This is a genomic window from Paenibacillus sp. O199, assembly GCF_001636635.1.
GTDB classification, from domain to species: domain Bacteria; phylum Bacillota; class Bacilli; order Paenibacillales; family Paenibacillaceae; genus Paenibacillus; species Paenibacillus marchantiae.
The window spans coordinates 258,967-283,526 of the sequence record NZ_LGRP01000009.1 but is presented as its reverse complement, the minus strand read 5'-3'; the positions used below and the strand labels follow the sequence as shown (position 1 = coordinate 283,526).

Below are 24,560 nucleotides of genomic sequence, written 5' to 3'. Positions count from 1 at the left end.
TTTTGTTCATTAACAGGACAAAGCCTTCTTCAGATCCACCGACATGTTCAGCAATCGCCGAGGCCGCATCGTTGCCTGATCGCAGCATCAGCCCATATAGCATGTTTTCAAGTGTCATTTCTTCACCCAGCTTGAGATAGATGGACGACCCTTCTTTGGCAAAAGCCGAAGAAGTTACCTTTACTTTGTCATCCAGTTTACCGTGTTCAATCGCAACAATTGCCGTCATGATTTTGGTCAAGCTGGCAATCCTCAGTTCCTTATCCCCATCTTTGCTGTACAATATTCGGCCCGACGTCACATCAATGAGAGCAGCGCTTTGCGCATGGTTTGAGGGGCCGGGGATAGTTCCCTGGGCTTCAGCAAGCCCAAATGAGGGAAACAGAAACAAAGGTACAAGCATACATGCCATAAATTTCATTAATTTTCGCATCGATTCATTCCTCCGGGTCACTTGGAATCTTGTACTAGCTTATGTCTGGACAACCCGAAGTATGTCCCAGTGTTAGAAAACAGCAAAAATCCCTCTCGCACATGCTGCGGAAGGGATCTTAACCGAATCATTATTTAGCTGTACGTAGAAGGATCAGGTGTGACAGGAATGCCGGACTCTGCCGGTTGTGCTGTATTACGATTGCGGAACATGTCCTGGATTCTATCCATCACATACGGTGTGGAATCGATCAATTTCTCGAACAGATGCGTTGAGTTGTCAAGCGGCACGATGTGTACGCCCTGTTTGCCAACTACCAGGAACGCGATAGGACGAATGGATACGCCCCCCCCGCTTCCGCCTCCAAATGGTGAGGCAACCGATGCGGAGCTGGCATGTTCAGTGGTACTACTTCCGCTGCTCCCGCCGCTTCCACCTTTGCTGTTTCCATCATTTACATGAAAATCACTGCCACCCGCAGCGAATCCAAATCCCACTTTACTGATCGGCAAAATTACGGTACCATCAGGTGTTTCGACCGCATCGCCCACGATTGTATTGACATCCACCATGGCCTTGATATTTTCCATTGCGGTTTCCATTAAGCCTTGAATTGGATGATCTGACATTTCAATTCCCTCCAGTTTCAATTTAAGCTAGGTTTGATCTAACCATATCATCCCCAAACTTGAAGGGACTTATGTAAGCCAGCCATTTAACTAAACCTCAATACTACAAACCGCTGACTGGGCAAAATAAAATCCGGCAGTTGCAAGCAAACTATAGGAAATTTTCTCATACTCGGTTTCTTCTTAACTACCGAGTAGACCCAGCCAAGACGCATAGTTCCACCCCCGCCACCCCGCAATCATTTTAAATGAAAGGCGTATAACACAGGAACAGTACATACAATTAAATTTGCGATTTACTGTGTTGTTTCTTCAGCTTCAGCTTGCGTCTGCGCCGTTGTTCTTGTAAGAGTTTGAACCACATCCGCCATCCTCCCTCTACTTGAAGCACTCGGGTTAAGAGCGTAAGTCCTGCGATCATGACTGCTGAAATCCGGATCTTTAGTTTCCAATCCAGCTCGGTTTGGAACTCCATCTCGTCTTCCCACACCGGCACAACTTGTAACTTTGGCGTTTGTTCAAAACGGATTTGATAAGAGAGGTATCCAATGATGATCGACTTGATACTCCACACCCAACCGATGAGAACAGCCGTATATGCTGCGTCGCCGACGCCAATGCGAGTGGACCAGGACAAATGAGTCATATGTACACGAGTGAGTGTTTGCTTGATCCAGAGCTTTAATGCTTCCGTTGCCCTGAGCATGATTTTTACATCCTTAGCCCATTTTTTGACTTTACGTTTGTTAACACGCTCGCTGCTCTGGGCTTCTCCCCTCGAATGATTCATTCGCTGCTCCGTCTTCACCAGAAAACCTTCCTTCATATTACGAAAGACAATACTAGGAATTTCATAGTTAATACGCACAATGCCATATAACAGACGAACCGTAATCTTGGCATAATCATCATGATTGTGTTTCCTGAATGTAAAATGCACATGAACATACGAGATGAGGACTGCGACAAGAAGCAGTGCGATCAACAAGCCGATTCCTCCAAGCCAAATCCACACAGGCCTTACCTCCAAGCCCTCAATTCTTTTCTCGTCTAGTATGACACTCTATATAGGAAAAAATTCACGTCTGACCTGAAAATTCCATTTAATCTTTGAACGACTACCTTGCACTCCATTCCACATACCACGCCAAAAAAACCGGCACCCCGAAAGGGCAACCGGTTTTGGATCGATCCAGACTGCAAAGTTATGAGTTCGAAGGATCATCTTCGTTATTAATATCGTTTGCATTTGCATCATTCTCGAGATTTGCACTATCCAGGTCCAGGTCCACATGCTGCACATCCAATTTTTCAAAAAGCAGCTGTGTTTCTTCCTCCAGGTTCTCGGAATCTTCAAACAACCCTGGCTCCGGCAGATCTTTGAGCGAAGCCAAACCAAAGTAATCCAGGAAAGACTTGGTAGTGCCATATAGAATTGGGCGTCCAATGGCCTCAGCCCGTCCCACTTCCTGAATGAGATCCTTGTTCACAAGTGTATGAATGGCACGTTCAGATTTCACCCCACGTATCTCCTCAATCTCTACCCGTGTGATAGGCTGACGGTACGCCACAATAGCGAGCGTCTCCAACGCCGCCTGGGATAAAGAGGTACGTGCAGGTGAATAAGCCAATTTCTCAAAATAGGCCGCATGTTCCGGCAAGGTACCCAGTTGGACTACCCCTGCAATTTTAAGAATTTGTACGCCTCGTCCCTGCTTGGCAAATTCAGCGATCATTTCCTCAATCGCATCCGACACCAGTTCGGTTCGCTGATCTACGATTTCGGCGATTTGTTTGATGCTCAGACCTTCTTCTCCGGACAAAAACAGCAGGCCTTCAATAATCGATTTCAATTTCGGAAAATCCATGATTCTTTGTTTCCCCTCTCCACTCCATAACGATATCCTCAAACATCCGCTCCTGATAACAGACGATCTGCTTCATCTTCATCAGTTCCAGCACCGCCAGAAAAGTTACGACAATCTCGTGCCGATAAATTTGGTTATCCAGCAACTTGGAGAATAACAGCCTGCCTCCCGGTCCCATACTTTCCAACGCACCGATGACATCGCGAATACGATCCTTAACCGAGATTTCATCCCGATGGATCCGAGTTACAGTTGTCCGCTTCTCCGCCTTGCGCAGCGCCTTCTGGAAAGCCGCAATCAGATCCGAGGTATGCAAACCCTCGACCGGATTCGATTGTGCTTCTACAGGCATATACGGCCGCAAATCCTCGGGCTCTTTGGAGAAAATAAGGCTGCGTTCCCACTCCCGTTCGTGCAAGTGACGCGCAATTCCCTTGTATTTGCGATATTCAATCAGACGCGCAATCAGTTCTGCACGTGGATCATAATCTTCATCTTCCATATATGCATAATCCTCAAAGTCCTCGATTACCGGTGGTTTGGGCAGTAATAACTTGCTCTTGATCGACAGAAGTGTTGCCGCCATTACCAGAAATTCACTCGTAATATCCAGCTCCAGCTCCTGCATCGAATGCAGATACGCCATATATTGATCGGTAATATCGCTGATGGGAATATCCTGGATATGAATCTCTGCCTTATCGATCAGATGAAGCAGCAGATCCAAAGGCCCTTCAAAAGTCTCCAGTTTGTATGTAACTACCGTCACTAGACGAATCCTCCCGCCAGAAAAATAAAAACCCCCGCTAAGCCGCCGAATCCGGTCTCCCGTTTTCGTCTGCGCTGAGCAGGGCACTATATTAAATAAGCACTATTTTAGCTGTTTCGTCAAGTTCGCCATTTCAATAGCGGCAGTAGCTGAATCCCAGCCTTTGTTTCCTGCCTTTGTTCCAGCACGCTCAATGGCCTGTTCAATATTCTCTGTTGTAACCAAGCCGAAGATTGTAGGTACGCCTGTTTTCAGGTTAATTGCGGCTACACCCTTAGCCATCTCATTGCACACATAATCATAATGTGTTGTTGAACCACGGATAACCGTCCCCAGCGTAATGACAGCATCATATTTTCCACTTTCAGCCATTTTTTGGGCAATCAACGGGATTTCAAACGCTCCTGGAACCCACGCTACATCCACTTCATCATCTTGTACACCATGACGTTTGAACGCATCCAGTGCTCCACTGAGCAATTTGCTTGTAATGAACTCGTTAAAACGTCCTACAACCACTCCATATTTTAATCCTTCTGATACCAAATGTCCTTCAAAAAAGTGTGGCATTCAAGTCATCTCCCTAATTGTATTATATGATGTACGCAGCTGATCTTTGGAAACTAGTTCACCCTGTTTAACCTCAGAAAAACTACTCAGTTTTTTTCTTCATTCTGCTCGATATCGTCGAACTTTAGCATATGGCCGAGCTTCGCCTGCTTCGTGTGCAAGTAGACCGTATTGTCCTCGTTCTCTTCCATCTGAATGGCAACACGTTCCACCACTTCAAGTCCGTACCCTTCAAGTCCTTTAATTTTGCGTGGATTGTTGGTTAACAACCGAATTTGACGAACCCCTAGATCTTTGAGAATTTGGGCACCAATGCCGTAATCTCGAAGATCGGCAGCAAACCCAAGCTTCAGATTGGCATCCACGGTGTCCAGACCTTCCTCTTGCAGTTTGTAGGCTTTGAGCTTGTTGATCAGTCCAATGCCTCGTCCTTCCTGTCTCATATAGAGCAGGACGCCGTTGCCTTCGTCATGGATCTGTTTCAATGCTGCATCGAATTGTGGACCACAATCGCATCGATGAGAATGGAATACATCCCCTGTGAGACATTCGGAGTGTACGCGGACCAATACAGGCTTCGATCCGTCAATTTCGCCTTTAACCAAAGCGACATGCTCCTTGTTGTCCACTGCATTTGTGTATGCCACCGCCTGGAATTCACCAAAGTCTGTTGGCATACGTACAGCTACTTCGCGTTTAACCAACTGTTCCTTCTCATTCCGGTACCGAATCATGTCCTGAATGCTAATCAGCTTCAGATCATGCTTGCGGGCAATCTCCTGCAGATCCGGAAGTCTGGCCATCGTGCCATCTTCCTTAATCACTTCACAGATTACACCTGCCGGATAAGAACCGCACATAATAGCGAGGTCTACGGCTGCTTCCGTATGTCCCGCGCGTCTTAGCACACCGCCATCTTTGGCGATGAGTGGGAACATATGCCCCGGCTTGCGGAAATCTCCGCTTTTCGCTTCGGGATCGATTAGACCCTTGACTGTAATGGAGCGTTCATGAGCCGAGATGCCCGTTGTGGTATCTTTATGATCTACAGAGACGGTGAAAGCCGTCCCATGAAAGTCCGTATTTTGCTGAACCATAGGCTTTAGGTTGAGTTCATCGGCACGTTGCTGCGTAATGGGAACACACACCAGACCCCTGCCTTCGGTAATCATGAAATTGATCACTTCAGGTGTAGCCTTTTCCGCCAAAGCGATAAAGTCGCCTTCATTCTCCCGATCCTCATCATCCATCTCAATAACCGGTTTACCCTGCATGAGATCGTAGATGGCTTCCTCAATAGAATTCAGAATGGATTTCTCTAACATAGGTCCCCCTCCAGTTTCCATTTCAATTTATATTTGTAGTTTATCAATTACGATTTGTTAAGCAAAGCCGTGATTAGCCAGGAAATCCTCACTGATACTTCGCGGCTTGCCCGCACCGGTCTCCTGATGTCCCTTACCATAGTGCAGCAGATGATCCACATATTTGCCCAAAATATCACACTCAATATTGATGGTATCTCCCGTCTTTTTCACATTTAATACGGTCTCACCAATGGTATGTGGAATAATGGATACAGTGAATGCGGTCTGTGAAGTATGCACAACGGTCAGACTAATTCCGTCCAGGGTTACAGACCCTTTGGGTATCAGATATTTGAACAGCTGCATATCGTCAGGTTTGATCTCGAAAACAATTGCATTCTGGTCACGTGTAATGCTGCCAATGACCCCAGTGCCATCGACATGGCCCTGAACGATATGCCCGCCAAAACGTCCACCTGACAGCATGGCTCGCTCCAGATTAACTTTGCTGCCGGATTGCAATTGACTAAGATTGGTATGTCGATATGTCTCGGGCATCACATCGGCAGTAAATCCGCCACCCTCCAGGGTTGTCGCAGTTAAGCATACCCCGTTTACAGCTACACTATCGCCAATCTTTAAGTCGTTCATGATGGCGGAAGCTCCGATATTCAGGACCATCGCTTCGCCTTTCCGACCTATCCGCCGGATCTGACCGACTTCTTCCACCAAACCGGTAAACATGCTACCGCCTCCTTTATTTATTTCATTATCGTTAATTCATTTATTCAGGCCAAACCGGAATTCCGCCAATGCTGATATTATCTCCAACTTGCTCAATTTCCAGCTGATGTAATTGAATCGCCTGACTCATGCGCTCTACACCCTCAAAGCGGAAACTGCCTGGTGTTTCGTATCCTCCGACAATTTTCGGAGCAATGAACATGAGCAGTCGATCTACCAACCGCGCTTCCAGCATGGACCCATTCAATGTTCCACCGCCTTCAAGCAGAATTGAACCAATCTCACGCTCACCGAGCTTGCTGAGTGCACTCAGTAGATCAACACGTGGTCCTGGACCACAACGTATAATCTCCACCCCATAGGCTTCCAGCCGCTCTGCCGCTTCAGGGCTCGCCTCATCTGTTGTAAGCACCCAGGTAGGTGCAAGGCCATCCTTGACCATTTTGGCGCCTACAGGCAGACGTAGCTTGGAATCGACCACGATTCGTACCGGGCTGATCCCTTCCACTTGCAAGCGAGTCGTGAGTTCGGGATTGTCTGCAATGACCGTTTCCACACCAACCATAATTCCTTGATGGCGATGGCGAAGAGCGTGTACAATCTCGCGAGCTGACTCGTTAGAGATCCATTTGCTGTCACCGCTACGCGTAGCAATTTTGCCATCCAGTGTAGAGGCCGTCTTCAAAGTTACAAAGGGGAGACCTGTTGTAATGTATTTGATAAATTTCTCGTTCATCCGTCTTCCGCGCTCACGCAGCACTCCAACTTCAACTTCGATCCCTTGTTGACGCAGCATGCTGATTCCTCTGCCGGATACTTGCGGATTCGGATCTTCGCAGCATACAACGACACGTTTCACTTTCTCATGAATGAGACGTTCACTGCATGGTGGAGTCTTGCCATAATGGCTACAGGGTTCGAGCGTAACGTACACTGTACTGCCTTCAGCATCACTACCCGCCATGTTCAGTGCATGAACCTCTGCATGACCCGTTCCCCGTTTGAGATGACTTCCGAGGCCCACGATACGTCCTTCTTTTACCACGACACAACCGACTACCGGATTGATTCCGGTCTGTCCTTGTGCCCGTTCTGCCATATCCAGTGCTAGCGCCATATAAAATTCATCATTAATCATTTCCAAGTCCGTTCACCCCACGGTTAAAATCTTAAGTTATAGACCTCCCTTCCAACAGAGAGGCATGTTCCATATCCAATAAAAAATCCCCGTCGAACAAACCGTTCGATGGGGATGATGAGAGACATGTGTCACCAGCAGTACTATTGATACATTGCCAACAACACATCGCCCAAAACTTCATTTCAGGCAAGTGAAAGCAGACACATACCTTAATGAACTTCAATTACAGGTAAAGAGCTTCTATGATGTGGCATATGTATGAAGATTTCCGGAAGTAACCGGATTTCTCCCTGCACAGGAAATGAATTCGTCAAAAACTGTACAGCAACACTCCTGCGGAATGCGGCCCCTAAGGACTGCACCCTCTCCTTCTCCCATCCAGACTATACTGTCGGTTCTGGAATTACACCAGATCAGCCATCTGCCACAGGCAGACGGGTCACGGACTTTGCATCAATGCTGGATAGATATCCTCACATACTGCATCACCGCCGGTAGGGAATTACACCCTGCCCTGAAGGATTCGTTGCGTTATTAATTGGATGTTAGCACTTTAACGTCAAAAAATCAATTGTTTTTTGTTCCTTTTTGTCACATACTAACTTTTAATAAGCTTAAGTGTAAACAAAAACCGCTTCGCTAATTGCGAAACGGTTTACATACGTTTATTGATTAAGCTTCTACTACTTCAACTGTTTCCATTTTGTCGCGACCTTCGAAAGCGTCCACGAATTCCATACCTTTGGTTACTTTACCAAATACAGTATGTTGTCCATCCAAATGTGGTTGCGGTTGGTAGCAGATGTAGAACTGGCTTCCCCCTGTGTTACGGCCTGCATGAGCCATAGCCAAAGTTCCACGCTCATGTTTGTTCGGGTTGATTTCACAGTTAATTGTGTAACCTGGGCCGCCTGCACCGGAACCGTTAGGGCATCCACCTTGAGCTACAAAGCCCGGAATAACACGGTGGAATACAAGACCGTTGTAGAAACCGGAGTTAGCCAGTTTCTCAAAGTTTGCTACTGTGTTTGGAGCTTCTTGATCGAACAAATCGATTACAACTTCTCCGCCGTTTGCCATTTTGATTTTCGCTTGTTTCGCCATATGTAAATGACTCCTTTCGTATTGACCATCGTTAATGGTGCCAGAACGCATGACCCTGGGCCAAGCTTTATAGCACTTTTCTTAGTGTACACCGAAAATGGATTGATCGCAAAATAATCAGCAAGATTTTTTTCAAAATCCGGCCCTAAACATGCAAAAGAAGACAAAAAAGGAGTGCCCTTTTTTGTCTTCTTCATAATAGTGCTCAGCTAGATGTCCTTAAATTAACGGGTAACTGGCTGTTTTGCAATACGCTCAGGTACGAGATCATTCTGGATGATGTCCTGATACGTCTCACGGCGTACCACTACATCCCCTTGACCGTCTTTGACAAACACAACTGCCGGACGACGAATCCGGTTGTAATTGCTTGCCATCGAGTAGTTGTATGCGCCTGTGCAAGCTACTGCGAGTAGATCGCCGCTTTGCACTTTAGGCAGGTCCAGATCCCAGATCAGCATATCGCCGCTCTCACAACATTTACCAGCAACAGATACCGTTTCCTGAGCAGCCTCATTTGCACGGTTTGCCAATACAGCCTCATATTTGGACTCATACAGCGCCGGACGTGGATTGTCTGTCATTCCACCATCAACAGCTACGTATTTACGAACTCCTGGAATATCTTTGCTTGTTCCAACAGTGTAGAGCGTAGTTCCCGCTTCACCTACGATGCTGCGGCCTGGTTCAACCCAGATCTCAGGCACGGCATAGCCGATTTGAGCAAAATGATTTTTCACCGCATCCGTGATGGCTTTCACGTATTGAGAAACTTCAAGCGGTGTATCTCCATCGATATAGCGGATACCGAAGCCACCGCCCAGATTAACCACTTTGAATGCCACGTTAAGACGCTCATACACATCTGCTGCAAACTCAGCAACGCGTTGAACTGCCATTTGGAAGCCTTCAACTTCGAAAATTTGGGATCCGATGTGTGAATGCACACCGAGCAATACCAGATTTGACTGCTTGGAAGCCAATTCAATGGCTTCAAATGCCGTTCCGTTCCCGATATCGAATCCAAATTTGGAATCCGTTTGTCCTGTCGAGATATATTCATGCGTATGCGCTTCAACACCAGGCGTCACACGAAGCAAAATGTTAACTTTGCGATTTTTGTCTGCGGCTACAGCTTGCAGCAAGTGCAGTTCATTGAAGTTATCCACAACGAAGCAGCCAATCTCTGCATCAAGCGCCATTTCGATCTCTTCCAGCGTTTTGTTGTTACCGTGGAAATGAATGCGTTCTGCCGGGAAACCGGCTTGAAGTGCCGTGAACAATTCACCGTCGGATACAACATCCAAGGAAAGTCCTTCTTCCGCAGCAAGGGCACACATCGCCATTACGCAGAATGCTTTACTTGCATAAGCAACCTGGAAACCCAGGCCTGAAGCACGGAACGCTTCCATATACTCTCTGCAGCGCTCACGAACCAATTGCTCGTCCACAACATACAGGGGAGTTCCAAATTGTTCTTTCAAGTCGGTTGTATCGACTCCACCAATTTCCAGATGTCCCTGTGCATTTATTTTACTTGTACCATGTAAATACATAATCTGCATTCCTCACTTTTTTATATACTGGAACAGCTGTTATTCCAATGATTTTACACCAGTATATCAAATTAGAAAATGAGAAGAATGGATTTTTCGGCAGATCATTTGTGTTTTTTACTTTTTTGCAGTTCCCCGTCTGGATCACTGTCCATTTTGGTATTGTCACGCGTTTTGTTGATCGAAGGACGTTTTTTATTTTCCAACAGCGGCAAACGGAACAAAAAGTTACCCAAAGCCTTTGCATTAAACGGTATGAACGGCCAGAGATAAGAAGAGTTGTAGGAGCGATGCAAAGTGAGCGCCACGATAATGAACGTCGTCCCGACAACGAATCCGGGAACCTTGAATATCGCCACAGCAACGAGCAAAAACAATCTGACCAATCGATTAGCCAAACCAAGCTCATAACTGGGTGTTGCAAACATACCAATCGCGGCAATCGCCATGTAAAGTACCACTTCATTGACAAAATATCCTGTTTTTACGGCGATATCCCCGACTAAAATTGCCGCAATCAAACCCATGGCCGAAGCGAGTGGCGTCGGGGTATGGACTGCTGCCATCCGTAATAAATCCACTCCGAATTCAATAAGCAGGAACTGCAGAATCAGCGGGAGCTGGGCATTTTCATGAGGACCGATGAACTCCATTCCTGCTGGCTTAATGGCAGGGTCAATAACCATCAACAGCCATAGCGGCAACAGGAAAAGCGAAATCAGAATACCCCCAAATCGTACCCAGCGCAGATAGGTTCCCATAAAGGCGGTCTGTCTGTTCTCTTCCGCATGCTCACACAGGTCAAAAAAGGTCGTGGGCAGAATCATCACACTGGGTGAAGTATCTACAAAAACAACAACCCTTCCGTCCATCAGATGGGAAGCTGTCACATCCGGTCGTTCCGAATAACGAACCAACGGATACGGGTGCCAACCCTTGTTAATAATCGCTTCTTCAAGCTGTTTATCGGCAGCAGGGATGCCGTCGATATTTACTCGTTTGATTTTTTCACGAACGGAATCCACCTGAACCTTGTCCACGATATCGTCAATATATACAACACAGACATCCGTTTGCGATCTGCGTCCAACCTGCATAATTTCAAATTTTAATCCTGGGTCCCGTATTCTTCGGCGCACTAACGCCACGTTGGTCAGAAGTGTCTCCGTGAATCCGTCTCTTGAACCCCGCACCACTCTCTCCAGCGAAGGTTCCTCTGGGGAACGTACCGGATAGCTGCGGGTATCCATAATAATAACGGAACGATCCCCTTCGACAAACATGGCACTCATGCCAGTGAGGACCTTGTTGATGACGGCGCTCATTTTCTCCACTCGCTCAACTTGAATATGAGGAATGTAACATTCGAAATACGACTTCAGCGCATGTCCGGACACTTGCTCCGGTGTAAGATAGGTTAGCCTTTTTAACACTTCAAGCAGAATCTCATCCTTTGCAAACCCAGTCAGCAGCAACAATCCAACATGTTTGCCACCCAAGACCATTTCCCTCATATTCACATCAAAGGACTCTCCAAGTCCCAACACTTGCTGAAGCGTATATTTGTTATCACTCATGCGAGGGGATATATCGTCGTTTTCCTGCCAATATTCTACCGATTCCTCGATACTGTCAGACATTTCATTTTGCTTCTTCTTTTCGTAAGCCTTCTTTTCTTCTTCCTCCTGAATCTCATAAGGAGATTTATGCATCTTCTCTTCGGATGTTGCTTCGCTGGATTCATGCCCGTCGTTGTCCGATCTTACGTCCATTTCCCATCCTCCTTAGGCCTAACGTTTTAACGCTGGTATACAAAAAAGTCAAACAGGGAGCCCGTCATCTTCCCCAAAATCATAGCAAGCAACAATCCAAACAAATACGATTTCATGCCCAGTCGTTTTGCCAGCACTGGCAGTACATTCAGCACCTCAGTCAGTGCCGCAGCAAGCAGACCGATGAACACACCACAAAACAGTCCGATGATCGGGCTCAGCAACAGCGCTCCGTGTACCTTCCAGTGCCAAAAATCCGCAACAGTACCGAGCAGCGAACCTCCGATCAAGGCCCCTTCATACCAATGGGTTTTGTCATAGGTTCGCGTAAGTTGAGCTAGTCTTGGGATCATATCAAGCACGAGAATAAGCGCAATCACACCGCTTCCTACAGCGATTCCCCCCGCAATGCCCAGCACAATGCTGATTGCTCCGTTAAGAACGCTCATCCGCATTCATCTCCCTGCGTTCCTCTTCATGCATACGTTCGGTTTCTTCAATCACTACATACTTGTCTACATTTTGCTGATATAGGAACATTTCCACTTCCAAAGGGGTAGGTTCTTCATTCCACTTTTTCTTGAATAAATGATTGAAAAACACAGCCATACCAAACCCGATCCCGAGAGAATACGCCACCTGAAACAGATACGGATGCTCATCCCGGTGGCCCGTAATCATCTCTACAATTCGAATTTGGACTTCCTGCATGTTTACGTCCGCATGAAAATTCATAATGGTCAATGCTGATCCAAAGAAAAGCAGCAGCCACACCAGGATGAACAGAGATTTGGAAGGCTTGCCACTTCCTACAACCACCTCAACAAGCGTATGACCCGATCCGATTAATTCAACGGTGACATCTGGCAAGGTTCGACGGATCTCGGGGATGATCTGCAATATATCAATGAGGATCAGATTGCCGTCCTCCGGTCCGGGGCGCAGCAATTCAAGCTCAAGCAGCCTTCCTTCCTGTTCTTCGGGAGAGGTGAGCAAGTGAGCTACATCTCCAAGCTTGACACTTCGGCCTCTTTGGATGCGAATACGGCTGCGCAAACGAACATAGACCGTTGGAGTGGGTGTCAGGGACATCCGGAACACTCCTTTACTGCGTAATTTAGGTTAGTATTTGAAGAATGTGCAAATTTATTACATTTTGGTTGGAAAAAGGTTGTGTGGACCCTGCGGGCGCTTCGGGATGGATCGGCCATCGGTCGCTGTTGCTCTCAGGTTAGTAAGGGAACTACACGCAGGCACTCCAGCTGCAGACCAACCTTCCGATCGCTGTTGTCTCCAAATTCTTTTGATTTATTTCTAAATGTTAGAAATTTGGAGACAGTGTATGCTTTCGAAGTAGCTTTCTTTCAGAAAGCTTTTAGGCGAACGCTTCGCTTCTTCAGGTCTAATCTGCCGCCTACGTTGCTTGTGTGTATCCTTAGACGAGCCCTCACGCTTCGCTCCTTTGTCCGATTCCATCCCTCCGCTGCACGGGTCCCTTTTTTTCAAAGGCCTGCAATAAATGTGCAGGGAGGCGGTAGTAGGAGATTTAATAGCTGGCTTAATTACAGCTTTTTCTCTATTACTTTTCTTTATGACTAATGCACAAAAACAAAAAAAGCCGCTAATATAGCGACTTATTGAGAAGAGAAAACCTTATGGATTGTCTGATCAGGTATCTTTGTGAAAGCCTTACGCATCGTTGTCAGGACTTCCTGTGAAGAGGTTATATCTGAAGAAGGAGTAATTTGGATTACTTCAATATCTTTGGGGAACGGGTGGAAATAACGCATATAAACAAAAACAAAAGCCGTGATTATCAGCAGGACGGATAACAATACTTTCATTTTTTTGTTCAATGTTCAATACCCTCCTTAATTCTCAACTCCACTTCTCTTCTGAACTTTAACGGGGTGATTTGCATGGTTTTACGAAACTGATGGATAAAATAGCTCGTGCTATTAAAACCAACTTCATAAGCAATCTCGGTAATACTACGTTCTTGGAGTTGCAACAACTCCACACTTTTTTGAATTCGATAATCAATAACATACTGCATGGGTGTTGTCTTCAACATTTGTTTGAAATAACGACATGTTTCCGAGCGGCTTAACTGACCGGCCCTCGCAATGTCCTCCAATTGGATTGGTTCGGCGAAGTGCAGGTGAATCCATTCGACCATATCCTTCATTCGCCTGCTTCTGATGATTTCGGATGGATCATATTCCAGCGCGTATCCACTTGTAATCAGATGTTTCCATATCGTCAAAAGGCTTGCAGCCACATTCATTTCGTAAAATGGAGGCTGCTCATCCAAATCCTTTTTAACATGCCGGATGGCGTCGAGGACTTGAACTCCCCATGAAATTTCCCTTTTGATATGAAGATAAGGTAAATTGGTTGCTGAGATATAAGGATGAACATACTTCAAATATAACTCGGAAGGCACAACAAAATGCGGAGAGACATTTAGACAAAGATAAATACAATTATCCTGCTTACCCCGTTCCTCTGCCATGTGCATGCAACCACTGTTGATAAACAGCCCGTCGCCTTGGAGCACAATGATCTTTTGATCATTCACATAAAAAAGAGCTTCGCCCTGGACAACCAAGACAAACTGCAATTCATCATGCCAATGCAAAGGAATATGCCCGTGAACATTGCGTGCAATTGTGGTTTCATAACACGCCACAGGCAATATAACTGTACGATGCTCCGTCAGTTCCCTCCCGTTCTTATCAATTCCAAATTCTATCTTAAGCATATTCTCTCATCTCAATATAATGATATTTATCTGTGCGATATTGATATTATTATAGCCTATTTCGTTTTAATATAGCACTATTCTTATATTTAAGGTGAGGGCGCTATTCATGAAAATATCTATTCAAAGATCTAGAAAATCAGGCCTATTCTTCGTTCTTACAGGTGCGATATGCTGGGGCATTGGCGGAACAGTTTCACAAAAACTGTTTCAACAATACGGAATTGAAGTCAACTGGTTTGTAACGGTTCGACTGCTGATTGCGGGTATACTGCTTCTGACGGTTCAATCCTTTACAACAAGGCGCTCGCAAATTTTCGATATGTGGAAGCAGAAAAAAACAGCCTTGCAGCTAATCATTTTCGGATTATTCGGGATGCTCGCTGTTCAATATACGTACATGGCGTCTATTCAACATGGCAACTCCGCAGTAGCGACACTACTTCAATATCTATCACCAGTCATGATCATAGTCTATATGATCTGGCGAAAACAGGCTGCTCTAAGCAGAAAGGATGTTGCATCAGCGATTCTGGCTCTGAGCGGGTGTTTTCTCCTGCTCACCAATGGTTCTCTCTCCCAATTGTCTGTGCCTTTACCCGCAGTATTGTGGGGGTTGTTATCCGGAGTTGCCGCTGCCTTCTATACCCTCTACGCCGTGAAACGGATTGAAAAGTTTGATTCACTTGTTGTGGTAGGCTGGGCAATGATTATCGGAGGCGCTGCGCTGAGTCTCATCCACCCACCGTGGAAAATGGACTTTGCTAGCTTGCGTTTGGAAACCTACGGATATTTGGCCTTTACCATTATTTTAGGGACAATGATTGCATTCTGGTTCTATATCGAAAGTTTAAAAAGCCTGTCAGCCAAAGAAACGAGTTTAATGGGAAGCGCGGAGCCGCTTGCTGCCGTTGGCACCACTGTTATCTGGTTGCATGAACCCTTCGGGATATTTCAATGGCTGGGGACCGCATGTATCATTGGATTGATATTATTGTTGCAGTCGAATCGCCCCAAACCCATTCAGGTCAACGACAAATAACCTTCTTCGCATATTAAATGCGCGATAGAAGGTTGTTAGTTGTCGTATATTGGTGGTTTAACACCCATATTGTTGTCAGCAATCCAAAATCACTGTGCGATCTGGTCGCGGATGGATTGAAGTATTTTTTTCTCCAGTCGTGACACCTGCACCTGGGATATACCCAGCCTGCTAGCGACCTCGGACTGGGTCTGATCCCGGTAATACCGGAGGTATACAATCAGCCGTTCCCTTTCGCTGAGACCGCCAATCGCTTCGTTTAGCGCAAGTTTGTCAAACCACCGTTCCTGAGACTCATCGGCAATCTGGTCCATTAGTGTAATCGGATCGCCGTCATTCTCAAACACCGTCTCATGTATGGAGGTCGGCGGTTTGTTGGCTTCCTGAGCAAATACAACTTCCTCTGGGGTTACCCCCAACTCCGCGGCTACTTCCTTAATCGTTGGAAGACGGTCGAGGTGTTTGGAGAGTTCATCCCTTTTTTTGCGGACTTTATTCGCCATTTCCTTGAGCGAACGACTGACCTTAAGCGTGCCGTCATCCCGCAGGAAGCGCTGAATTTCTCCGATAATCATCGGGACAGCATAGGTGGAGAATTTCACATCATAACTGAGATCGAATTTATCCACCGATTTGAGCAGCCCGATACAACCAATCTGGAACAGATCTTCCGGCTCATATCCCCTGTTCATAAAACGTTGTACGACGGACCAGACGAGTCTGATGTTGCAGTTCACCAGCGTATCCCGTGCGACATGGTCACCCGACTGACTGAGCGCAATCAGCCGTTTGACCTCGGCATCGTCCAAATAGGTCTGTGAAGACTGTTTCACTTCAGCATCCATAAGACTACCAACCCCTAATTATACAATGCTTTCTTGGATTCAATCCTTTTCTTCATCTTGATGGAGGTGCCTCTGCCGGGCTCACTGCTGACTTCGAATTCATCCATGAAGTTTTCCATAATGGTGAAGCCCATGCCCGAGCGCTCAAGTTCGGGTTTGGACGTATACAGCGGCTGTTTGGCAAGTTCAAGATCTTCGATGCCTTCACCACGGTCTTCCACAATGATGGTAATCATGTCATCCCGAATCTCGGCTTGAATGGACACGACACCTTCCGCATTGTTGTTGTATCCGTGGATGATGCTGTTCGTTACGGCTTCCGAAATGACCGTCTTCAGATCGCTAAGCTCGTCCATCGTAGGATCAAGCTGGGAGATGAAGGCAGCAACCGTCACCCGTGCGAACGATTCGTTCTCCGACTTGGCCGCGAATTGCAGATTCATGAAATTTGTCCCCGTTCCTTCATTCATGAGACGACCTCCAGACCCGAGAGAGCAGTTCCCTCATTTTCGTAAATCGGCATAATCTTGAACAAACCTGACATTTCCAGCAAACGATACACTGGCGGATTGACATCACAGACAACCATCTTGCCGCCTTTATTCTTAATGAGCTTGTATCTACCCAAAATGACACCCAGACCCGAACTATCCATGAATTGCAGATCTTTCAGGCTAAGTACCAAATGCTCGCATTGTCTGCGCTGGATAGCTTCATCCATCTGCATCCGTACCATGTCAGCTGTATGGTGATCCAGCTCCCCGGATAATCGCACAATCAGAATCCCGCGGTGATGTTCCATTTCCACATGCAAGTTCACGTTTGCTCACTCTCCTCCCTGTCTTGAACAAGGATTTCTACGTTCCCGAAGGCTTTTCCTGCCCCCCGACAAAACTAGAAGAAAACCCCTAATTAACTACAAAATACGTTCAAAGGATGCACGCATCCTGCATAAATCGCCGTTTAATCGAACAGTTTGGAGGTTGTGCGTTTGAACAGCTTCCACCAGCCAGCCTTGTCCACACCCTGCGGAGCCTGAATGTCGAACTCCTTGATGACTTCATTGCCCTGGTAGACGACTAGTTTACCTACACTCTGACCTGCTTTGACCGGAGCTTTCACTTCTTTTGCCATCAGCAATTCATGACGGATCTCATCCGATTTCGCACCTTTGCGCATCAACACACTATAATTTTGTGTTGCATTCAGCGGCAATTCGGCAACTTCACCTTTTTCAATTTTCAGACTACCCAGCAGGTCCCCTGACTTGTACAGGGCTTTCATCGTGTATTGCCCAAAAGCATAGTCAAACATCGAGGAAACTTCACTGTTCCGTGTTTTGGTATTGGGTTCTCCGAGTACTACCGCGACCGTACGAAGCCCATCCTTCATCGCTGTAGCCGAGAGACAAAACTTGGCTTCGGAAGTGTATCCTGTTTTCAACCCATCGGCACCGGAGTAGAAACGAACCAACTTGTTCGTATTCACCAGCCAGAATGGCTTCTCGCTATCTTTACGAAGGTAGTCCTGGTATGCACCGGTATATTTCGTAATCCCCGGATGCTTCAGCAGTTCACGGCTCATGACCGCAATGTCATGGGCCGAAGAATAATGGTTATCGACCGGCAGGCCGTTACAGTTGGAAAAATGAGTATCCTTCATTCCGAGTTCCTTCGCCCGCTCATTCATCAGTTGTACAAAGGCTTCCTCCGAACCGGCAATTTTCTCAGCCATCGCTACAGAGGCATCATTACCGGAAGCCATAGCAATACCTTTTAACATATCGTCGACCGTCATCTCTTCCCCAGGTTCCAGAAAAATCTGTGATCCACCCATGGATGCGGCATATTCACTCGTTCTCACTTTATCCGTCAGCTTCAGCTTGCCAGAGTCGACCGCTTCAATGGTGAGCAGCATGGTCATAATCTTCGTAATGCTCGCCGGTGGCAGCTGATCATGACTGTTTTTTTCAAAAATGACAGTGCCCGTATCAGCATCCATCAAAATGGCAGAGCGTGCCGACGGGGCCAAATCGGTTCCCCCCGCTGCTTTGGGAGTTTCTTCAGCCAGCGCGGTTGATGCCATCAGGGGCAGCAGGATACAAAGGGTCATGAACGATGCCATTATTCGTTTCTTCACTAGGGTTACCTCCTCAAATGACTTGCTTACTGCATGTTCCATGCATGTACTGCTAATCATTGTCGGCCCGATTGAAGTAAATTATTCCATGTAAAGAATGATTTCCCGAACTTTTTATGTAATCCGTGTGAAACACAAAAAACGAGCCTGACACTCATTGGATGAGAAAGCTGCCCGTTAAGGAAATAAAAAAAAGACAATCTGCCCCAATGAATCACATTAGGGTAGATCGTCTTCTTATTGATCAGTTACATTTGTGGAATAACAGCCAGCACAAGGGCCAGGAACGATTCACGAACACGTTCTGTCGTCTCCATAACCTCATCATGCGACAACGGCTGGTCCAGAATGCCGGCAGCCATGTTGCTGATACAGGAGATACCGAGTACTTCTATGCCGGCGTGGCGTGCCACGATGACTTCAGAAACGGTAGACATGCCGACAGCATCCGCACCCAGCGTACGCAGCATCACGATCTCAGCTGGTGTCTCATAGTTTGGACCAAGCATACCTGCGTATACACCTTCACGTACATCAAAACCTTGTGACGCGGCTGTATCCTTCGCCAGCGCACGCAGACGGCGGCTGTACGCTTCGGACAGATCCGGGAAGCGCACACCCAGTGCGGAGTCATTCGGTCCGATTAATGGATTCTTGCCTGTGAGATTCAGATGATCCGAGATCAGCATCAGGTCACCCGCCTCATAAGAGGTATTCACGCCACCTGCAGCGTTCGTTACGAGCAGCGAAGTTACGCCCAGTTCTTTCATAACACGTACCGGGAAGGCAGTCAGTTCCGGACCATATCCTTCGTACATGTGGAAACGACCTTTCATCATAACGACCGGACGGCCTTTGATGGTTCCCACCAGCAATTCGCCCTCATGTCCCTCTACTGTGGACACCGGAAAATGCGGAATATCCTGATAGGCGATGCTTACGCCATCTTCAATCAATTCTGCCAAAATGCCAAGTCCTGAACCTAAAATCAAACCGACTTCCGGTTTAATGGAACTTTTGCTTTGGATGTAAGATGCCGCTTCCAAAATCATCTGTTGGTTTAATGCTGTCATAAGATGTTCCCCCTTGAGTTGAAACGATCCGTCTGTATCCGCAAATGACATCAATGGAAACTACACGCTGAAATGATGCATTCGCTTATGTATAACGGCGTTTAAATGTGTTCAATTTATTTTATCCTAAATCGGACTATTGTTCCGCATTTTTTTGCAAATTTGTATCCAAGTACAAACTATTTTGCCCGCGGATGATGAGATTCATATATCTCTTTCATCGTTTTGCGACCATGATGCCCATACTGTTGCCCAGGCTGCTCCACATGACCGAGCATGTCCTGTACCGCACGGGTATCTGCCCCACTGGCAATCAGGTGAGCAGCAAAGGAATGACGCAGCGTATGTGGTGTGATTTCACCCGAGATTCCTGCATCCATCGCTGCTTTTTTGAGCAGCTTCCAGAAGCCTTGCCGGGTTAATCGTCTACCGGATACGTTGACAAAGAGAGCCTGCTCGTCCGTCTCATTTTTGATTAGCAGGTTACGGTACTCGTTCACATAAACACTTGCCCACTCTGCTGCAGGCGCACCGATTGGCAAAATTCGTTCTTTACCGGCACCTCCACAGCGGATAAAGCGCATGCCTGGCTGTACGTCCCGCACATCCAGTGCAATCAGTTCGGATACACGAATGCCTGTCGCATATAATAACTCCAGCATGGCCCGGTCACGCACCCCTTGCGGTGAACGGGTATCGGGGGACGCGAGCAGCAATTCGATCTCTTGGATGGTTAACACCTGCGGTGGTGTCTTGTCTGCTTTTGGAGCCTCCACATCAAACGTAGGGTCCTGTAATATGTCACCACGCCGCATCAAAAAATGAAAATAGGAGCGCAGGGATACAACGCTGCGGGCAATGGTTGCATTCGCACGTCCTGCCTGTTTCTGCTGACCTACAAACAGGATAACATGCGTCCGGCGCACCTGCTCCGCTTCCCGGATACCGTATTCTTTATCCGCAAATTCGATGAACTTGTCCACGTCCCGAAGATACGATTCCAGCGTGCTGCTCGACATCCCTTTATCCTCTTGCAAGTATAAGGCATAGGCGTGTATCGTCTGCTTCATGCACAACGCTCCTCATCTGACAGGACTGCCACACGGGCAACCTGCTTCCGTATTTGCATCCCTGGCTGTCCAGCTACTCTCCGTACCAATAGAATAAACGGAGACGCTCTGCCATTGTAGGACGTCCTTCCCCGTTACTTGGCCAAACCGTTTCCTGAAATACTTTAACCGCATTTCCTGTTGGCATCTGATATTGGTCCACAGGTGAGATCCATCCGTTGAACAAATCCAGGACATGATAGAACAGATAAACTAATGCAGCAAAAAATACGATAAATCGAATAAAACGGAGCCCTTTCCGCAGCGATATAATCATGGGTTGTACCCCTTTCTGGTTCGAATCCGACTCGTCTAGAATCAGGGTATGTTAACGAACACAGGAATATGACATTCAGGGTAAACCTCACATCACACGCTGGACCAAAAAAGCTCTCCCGTCAAAACCGCCGGTGAGAGCTTGAAGATATGCTATGTTATTCTTCATCTTTGGGCTTCTGGTCATTTTTAGCTTTGCAACGGTAACAAATCCCATGGAAATCCAGTCGGTGATCTACTACCGAAAAGTTAAATTCCCGCTCCAGTCGCTCTTCAAGCGGTCCAAGCCAGTCTTCACGTATTTCATCCATACTTCCGCATTGAACACAGATTAAGTGATGATGGTGATGCTTGGATGTATCTCCGCGTAGATCATAACGCGCTACACCGTCGCCGAAGTTGATTTTCTCTACAACATGCAGCTCACTCAGCAGTTCGAGGGTACGGTACACGGTTGCGAGACCGATTTCGGGAGCCTTTTCTTTCACGAGCATGAATACGTCTTCTGCGCTCAGATGATCTTCTTCATTCTCAAGAAGTACTCTTAAGGTGGCTTCCCGCTGGGGCGTTAATTTATATCCTTGGGACTGTAGTTGCTGCTTAATTTTATCGATCCGTGCTTCCATTTTCTCCCTCCCCCTAGGAAATCACTGCACACTGCAACTTAACCCACTTCTTTCATTATAGGGGGAGTACATAATTAAAGTCAACATTTTACACTATCACGCGCAAAGCTAAGCGGGTAGTAGCATCGGTGTGACCCAGCGCATCATCGCAGGTGTAACCCATGTTTCAAATGACGCAACCCCTAACAGCAGTGCTGCCATAACGAGAGTTAACACCATATATGAAGCAAAAGGCCTCTGACGGCCTGGTGTCCGCTGCATCAGAACACGGTTCCGAATAATATATAAGGAAAAGGTCATGGCTGACACACTGCAAATGAGCAGTACCGGAATCACGAATAAATTATGAGGCGCAACGGAAACCAGGGCAAATAACAGCCCTTTCCATGAATACTGTCCGACAAGGTAACCCACTGTAAAACCAATGAGCACCCCTTTCAGAAAATCCAGAACCAATATGCCCGGCAGACCGATGACCGATAAACCCAGAATGAAGATCAGGCCAACCCACTTTAGATGAAGCATAGCAATGTCCCAATAGGTTCCGGTCTCAGTCACCTGTCCGCTGTGCTGTACCGTCATGAAGAAGTTACCGAGGTAGCCCTCCAGATCCTGGCGTTGTTCAAGGGATAGGGCATTAACCATCAGGGCGCCAAAAATGACACCCACCAGAAACAAGACAGCCACGAATACATATAAAGAGGTTTGGCCTTTGAATGTGAAGTAGGCAGAACGCATACAGGTACGAGTCCCCTTTCCGGTTATCATGCTGCAAGGATGTCGAGTGAAATCCTCATAGTCATTCTTATGAACCGGAATGCACACGTATGACTTCTTGTCCAGAATCAGATTTCTTCTCCATGACAAAATGCCATTCCCGCACCAAATGATGCTAACTCACCTTACGAGCATACCGCAAACTGATCTACTCTGATCTTTCCTTGCTAGACACCTTTCCGTAAGTGCCCCCACCACCAGATGACAATTCGAGTTGACCATCCCGCGCTGCAACGATAAGACCTGCGAGAACCGGTCCAACGGCCTCTACAAGTTCATCCTCGCTTGTACGATGTAATACGTTCATTTCCGTACCAAAGCGGTCCAGCAGCTGGCGCAGTTTGGCTTTCCCCAAACCCGGGATGAATTCCAACGGTACCTGATAGTGATAAGCAGGTCGGTTTGCTGGAACATGCGGACTCTCTCGGTCAGCGATTGCCAGTATACGATCCAGTACACCCTGCACAAGCTTCACACTTCCACAGTGTGGACAACGTTCTGCCGACATCACATGCTCGTCCATAATGCTCCCACAGGATGCACAGTAGGTACGATGGTATTTGCCAAGTCTCGGATCCAAACCGTAGTTGGCTGTAATGCTTCTGCCTGCCTGTCCTTTAAGTGCCATGCTGAATTCGTCAAAAGAAGGCTTCGCGAGTTGCAACTCGTTGTACTCTCGTCCAATCTTACCCAGAGAATGAGCATCCGAATTGGTCAGAAAGGGAACCTGATCCAGTTCCCGAATATAACTGGCCATGGATGAATCAGAGCTTAGTCCAAGCTCAACCGCATCGATCAGGCTAGTATCCAGCACATCAGCCATACGAGAGGCTGTGCTGCCATATATGCCTTTATGCGGGGTAAACGCATGCGCTGGCACAATAAGCCCTCCACGCGCCTTTATCTCGGCCTGCATCTCAAGCGCGGGTACATATACCCGCTGTGAACTCAGGTTTACATTTTTCATATAACGTTTCATCCAGTCCGTGAAGGACTTCATGGTTTTCAGATCACGGAAGTAGGCCAGCATATGGAACTCCCGCATCCCTGGCTCGCGCAGCTCCAATTCCGTACCCAGCAGGATGGTTGTGTCCTGATACGCAATGCCCCCTCCCTCAAGCTCGGACATCGTGCCGTTCTCAAGCAGCTGTTCGATGTCCATCTGTACAACCGGAGAGTGACAATCAATGACACCGAGTAGATGGATTCCTTTGCGATCCGAGGCTTCTCTAGCAATGTTCTCGAATGTCAGATCACGGCTGCCACTGATTTTAATAGCCTCACCGCGCGAAGTTCGTCCAATGTGAATATGGAGGTCTGCATAACAAGGTTCCCACCCTGCAGACGCTGCCTGATGCTCATTCATCATTAAAACCGTCCTGTTGTTCTGTAAAGATCCCATGCATACACAGCCATCATCGTTTTGGCATCACTGATGCGATTCTGATCCATCAACTGATAAGCCTCTTCAATTGTAATCTCGGACACTTCAAGAAATTCATCTTCGTCCAAAGCCATGTCTCCTGCTTCGAGTTCCTCGGCGATGTACAGATGGATGATCTCATCCGCGAATCCTGGCGAAGTATAAAACGAACGCAGATGCCGCAATGATTTAGCTACATAACCAGTCTCTTCGCGCAATTCACGCGCTGCTGCCACTTCAGGTTCTTCTCCCGGGTCCAGTTTGCCTGCCGGAATCTCAACTTCCGTACGTCCCATGGCCTGACGATACTGATCAACGACCAGCATACGATCGCCATTCAGAGCGAGGACAGCTACTGCTCCAGGGTGACGGATGATCTCACGTGTAGCAGTCTGACCGTTAGGCAGCTTGACCGTGTCGACCTGAAGAGAAATGACTTTGCCCTCGAAGATGGGCTTTGTCGATATCGTCTCTTCGTCAAGTTTTGGATTGGCAGAATGCTTATGATTGGTTGGGTTCATCTGTTCTTCAACTCCACTTCTTCGAATTTTGGTTCTCTTTATACGTATAAACCTCTGTTTTTTGGCATATGG

General features: G+C 47.1%; 28 protein-coding genes and 1 riboswitch. Of the genes, 1 reads left to right on the top strand and 27 read right to left on the bottom strand.

Annotated features, from left to right (window positions below; all coding sequences use genetic code 11):
- The 16 genes from A6049_RS16780 to A6049_RS16705 form a co-directional block, all read right to left on the bottom strand.
- Positions 1 to 433 (bottom strand): D-alanyl-D-alanine carboxypeptidase family protein (locus tag A6049_RS16780; RefSeq protein ID WP_205412022.1); only part of this gene is annotated, 433 nt, incomplete at its 3' end.
- 134 nt (positions 434 to 567) lie between these two features.
- Entirely contained in the window at positions 568 to 1,062 is a 495-nt protein-coding gene (ytfJ, locus tag A6049_RS16775; protein WP_063565747.1) for a GerW family sporulation protein, read from the bottom strand.
- A gap of 283 nt (positions 1,063 to 1,345) precedes the next feature.
- Positions 1,346 to 2,077, bottom strand: a complete 732-nt coding sequence (locus A6049_RS16770; RefSeq protein ID WP_063565746.1) for a DUF2953 domain-containing protein — start codon at positions 2,075 to 2,077, stop codon at positions 1,346 to 1,348.
- Between the two features lie 190 nt (positions 2,078 to 2,267).
- Complete coding sequence (gene scpB / locus A6049_RS16765) at positions 2,268 to 2,930, bottom strand: SMC-Scp complex subunit ScpB (protein WP_063565745.1); 663 nt, start codon at positions 2,928 to 2,930, stop codon at positions 2,268 to 2,270.
- Positions 2,899 to 3,699: a segregation and condensation protein A gene (locus tag A6049_RS16760; RefSeq protein WP_063565744.1), complete on the bottom strand. Its 801-nt coding sequence runs from the start codon at positions 3,697 to 3,699 to the stop codon at positions 2,899 to 2,901. Before A6049_RS16760 ends, scpB begins: the two co-directional genes overlap by 32 nt.
- Positions 3,700 to 3,801: 102 nt before the next feature.
- A complete protein-coding gene (gene ribH, locus A6049_RS16755) occupies positions 3,802 to 4,269 on the bottom strand; it encodes a 6,7-dimethyl-8-ribityllumazine synthase (RefSeq protein WP_063565743.1) in 468 nt (155 codons plus the stop codon).
- 86 nt (positions 4,270 to 4,355) lie between these two features.
- Positions 4,356 to 5,594: a bifunctional 3,4-dihydroxy-2-butanone-4-phosphate synthase/GTP cyclohydrolase II gene (locus tag A6049_RS16750; protein WP_063565742.1), complete on the bottom strand. Its 1,239-nt coding sequence runs from the start codon at positions 5,592 to 5,594 to the stop codon at positions 4,356 to 4,358.
- A gap of 57 nt (positions 5,595 to 5,651) precedes the next feature.
- Complete coding sequence (ribE, locus tag A6049_RS16745; RefSeq protein ID WP_063565741.1) at positions 5,652 to 6,320, bottom strand: riboflavin synthase; 669 nt, start codon at positions 6,318 to 6,320, stop codon at positions 5,652 to 5,654.
- Positions 6,321 to 6,360: 40 nt separating this feature from the next.
- The gene (ribD, locus tag A6049_RS16740; RefSeq protein ID WP_063565740.1) at positions 6,361 to 7,464 is read right to left on the bottom strand and encodes a bifunctional diaminohydroxyphosphoribosylaminopyrimidine deaminase/5-amino-6-(5-phosphoribosylamino)uracil reductase RibD; all 1,104 of its coding nucleotides are present in this window, start codon (positions 7,462 to 7,464) and stop codon (positions 6,361 to 6,363) included.
- Between the two features lie 359 nt (positions 7,465 to 7,823).
- A riboswitch (FMN riboswitch) is annotated at positions 7,824 to 7,987 on the bottom strand.
- A gap of 146 nt (positions 7,988 to 8,133) precedes the next feature.
- Entirely contained in the window at positions 8,134 to 8,565 is a 432-nt protein-coding gene (locus A6049_RS16735; protein ID WP_024630947.1) for a peptidylprolyl isomerase, read from the bottom strand.
- A 224-nt stretch (positions 8,566 to 8,789) separates the two neighbouring features.
- A complete protein-coding gene (gene lysA, locus A6049_RS16730) occupies positions 8,790 to 10,121 on the bottom strand; it encodes a diaminopimelate decarboxylase (protein ID WP_063565739.1) in 1,332 nt (443 codons plus the stop codon).
- Between the two features lie 104 nt (positions 10,122 to 10,225).
- On the bottom strand, positions 10,226 to 11,833 hold the full coding sequence (locus A6049_RS16725) for a spore germination protein (RefSeq protein ID WP_063565767.1): 1,608 nt from the start codon (positions 11,831 to 11,833) through the stop codon (positions 10,226 to 10,228).
- Positions 11,834 to 11,919: 86 nt separating this feature from the next.
- Complete coding sequence (locus A6049_RS16720) at positions 11,920 to 12,342, bottom strand: stage V sporulation protein AB (RefSeq protein ID WP_063565738.1); 423 nt, start codon at positions 12,340 to 12,342, stop codon at positions 11,920 to 11,922.
- Positions 12,329 to 12,985, bottom strand: a complete 657-nt coding sequence (locus A6049_RS16715) for a stage V sporulation protein AA (RefSeq protein WP_063565737.1) — start codon at positions 12,983 to 12,985, stop codon at positions 12,329 to 12,331. Before A6049_RS16715 ends, A6049_RS16720 begins: the two co-directional genes overlap by 14 nt.
- Positions 12,986 to 13,527: 542 nt before the next feature.
- On the bottom strand, positions 13,528 to 13,749 hold the full coding sequence (locus A6049_RS16710; protein WP_063565736.1) for a hypothetical protein: 222 nt from the start codon (positions 13,747 to 13,749) through the stop codon (positions 13,528 to 13,530).
- Positions 13,746 to 14,657 (bottom strand): AraC family transcriptional regulator, encoded by a 912-nt coding sequence (locus tag A6049_RS16705; protein WP_063565735.1) that lies wholly within the window; start codon positions 14,655 to 14,657, stop codon positions 13,746 to 13,748. Before A6049_RS16705 ends, A6049_RS16710 begins: the two co-directional genes overlap by 4 nt.
- A gap of 109 nt (positions 14,658 to 14,766) precedes the next feature.
- Between A6049_RS16705 and A6049_RS16700 the strand changes: the two genes are divergently transcribed.
- Complete coding sequence (locus A6049_RS16700) at positions 14,767 to 15,699, top strand: EamA family transporter (protein WP_063565734.1); 933 nt, start codon at positions 14,767 to 14,769, stop codon at positions 15,697 to 15,699.
- An 89-nt stretch (positions 15,700 to 15,788) separates the two neighbouring features.
- On the opposite strand, the gene sigF is transcribed toward A6049_RS16700, so the two are convergent.
- From sigF to A6049_RS16645, 11 genes are all read right to left on the bottom strand, one after another.
- On the bottom strand, positions 15,789 to 16,544 hold the full coding sequence (sigF, locus tag A6049_RS16695) for an RNA polymerase sporulation sigma factor SigF (protein WP_024630954.1): 756 nt from the start codon (positions 16,542 to 16,544) through the stop codon (positions 15,789 to 15,791).
- A gap of 14 nt (positions 16,545 to 16,558) precedes the next feature.
- Positions 16,559 to 17,014 (bottom strand): anti-sigma F factor, encoded by a 456-nt coding sequence (gene spoIIAB, locus A6049_RS16690; protein WP_053784445.1) that lies wholly within the window; start codon positions 17,012 to 17,014, stop codon positions 16,559 to 16,561.
- Positions 17,011 to 17,364 (bottom strand): anti-sigma F factor antagonist, encoded by a 354-nt coding sequence (gene spoIIAA, locus A6049_RS16685; protein WP_036663380.1) that lies wholly within the window; start codon positions 17,362 to 17,364, stop codon positions 17,011 to 17,013. Before spoIIAA ends, spoIIAB begins: the two co-directional genes overlap by 4 nt.
- Before the next feature lie 143 nt (positions 17,365 to 17,507).
- A complete protein-coding gene (locus A6049_RS16680; protein ID WP_231952730.1) occupies positions 17,508 to 18,629 on the bottom strand; it encodes a D-alanyl-D-alanine carboxypeptidase family protein in 1,122 nt (373 codons plus the stop codon).
- A 302-nt stretch (positions 18,630 to 18,931) separates the two neighbouring features.
- On the bottom strand, positions 18,932 to 19,756 hold the full coding sequence (locus A6049_RS16675) for a purine-nucleoside phosphorylase (protein WP_063565732.1): 825 nt from the start codon (positions 19,754 to 19,756) through the stop codon (positions 18,932 to 18,934).
- Positions 19,757 to 19,935: 179 nt separating this feature from the next.
- Entirely contained in the window at positions 19,936 to 20,826 is an 891-nt protein-coding gene (locus A6049_RS16670; RefSeq protein WP_063565731.1) for a tyrosine recombinase, read from the bottom strand.
- 73 nt (positions 20,827 to 20,899) lie between these two features.
- Entirely contained in the window at positions 20,900 to 21,142 is a 243-nt protein-coding gene (locus A6049_RS16665) for a DUF4227 family protein (RefSeq protein WP_063565730.1), read from the bottom strand.
- A 157-nt stretch (positions 21,143 to 21,299) separates the two neighbouring features.
- Positions 21,300 to 21,767: a ferric iron uptake transcriptional regulator gene (gene fur / locus A6049_RS16660; protein WP_063565729.1), complete on the bottom strand. Its 468-nt coding sequence runs from the start codon at positions 21,765 to 21,767 to the stop codon at positions 21,300 to 21,302.
- A gap of 108 nt (positions 21,768 to 21,875) precedes the next feature.
- Complete coding sequence (gene spoIIM / locus A6049_RS16655) at positions 21,876 to 22,505, bottom strand: stage II sporulation protein M (protein WP_063565728.1); 630 nt, start codon at positions 22,503 to 22,505, stop codon at positions 21,876 to 21,878.
- Between the two features lie 187 nt (positions 22,506 to 22,692).
- Entirely contained in the window at positions 22,693 to 23,913 is a 1,221-nt protein-coding gene (locus A6049_RS16650; RefSeq protein ID WP_063565727.1) for an endonuclease Q family protein, read from the bottom strand.
- Positions 23,913 to 24,488: an NUDIX domain-containing protein gene (locus A6049_RS16645; RefSeq protein WP_063565726.1), complete on the bottom strand. Its 576-nt coding sequence runs from the start codon at positions 24,486 to 24,488 to the stop codon at positions 23,913 to 23,915. The genes A6049_RS16650 and A6049_RS16645 overlap by 1 nt, the downstream gene beginning before the upstream one ends.
- Between the last annotated feature and the right edge of the window lie 72 nt (positions 24,489 to 24,560).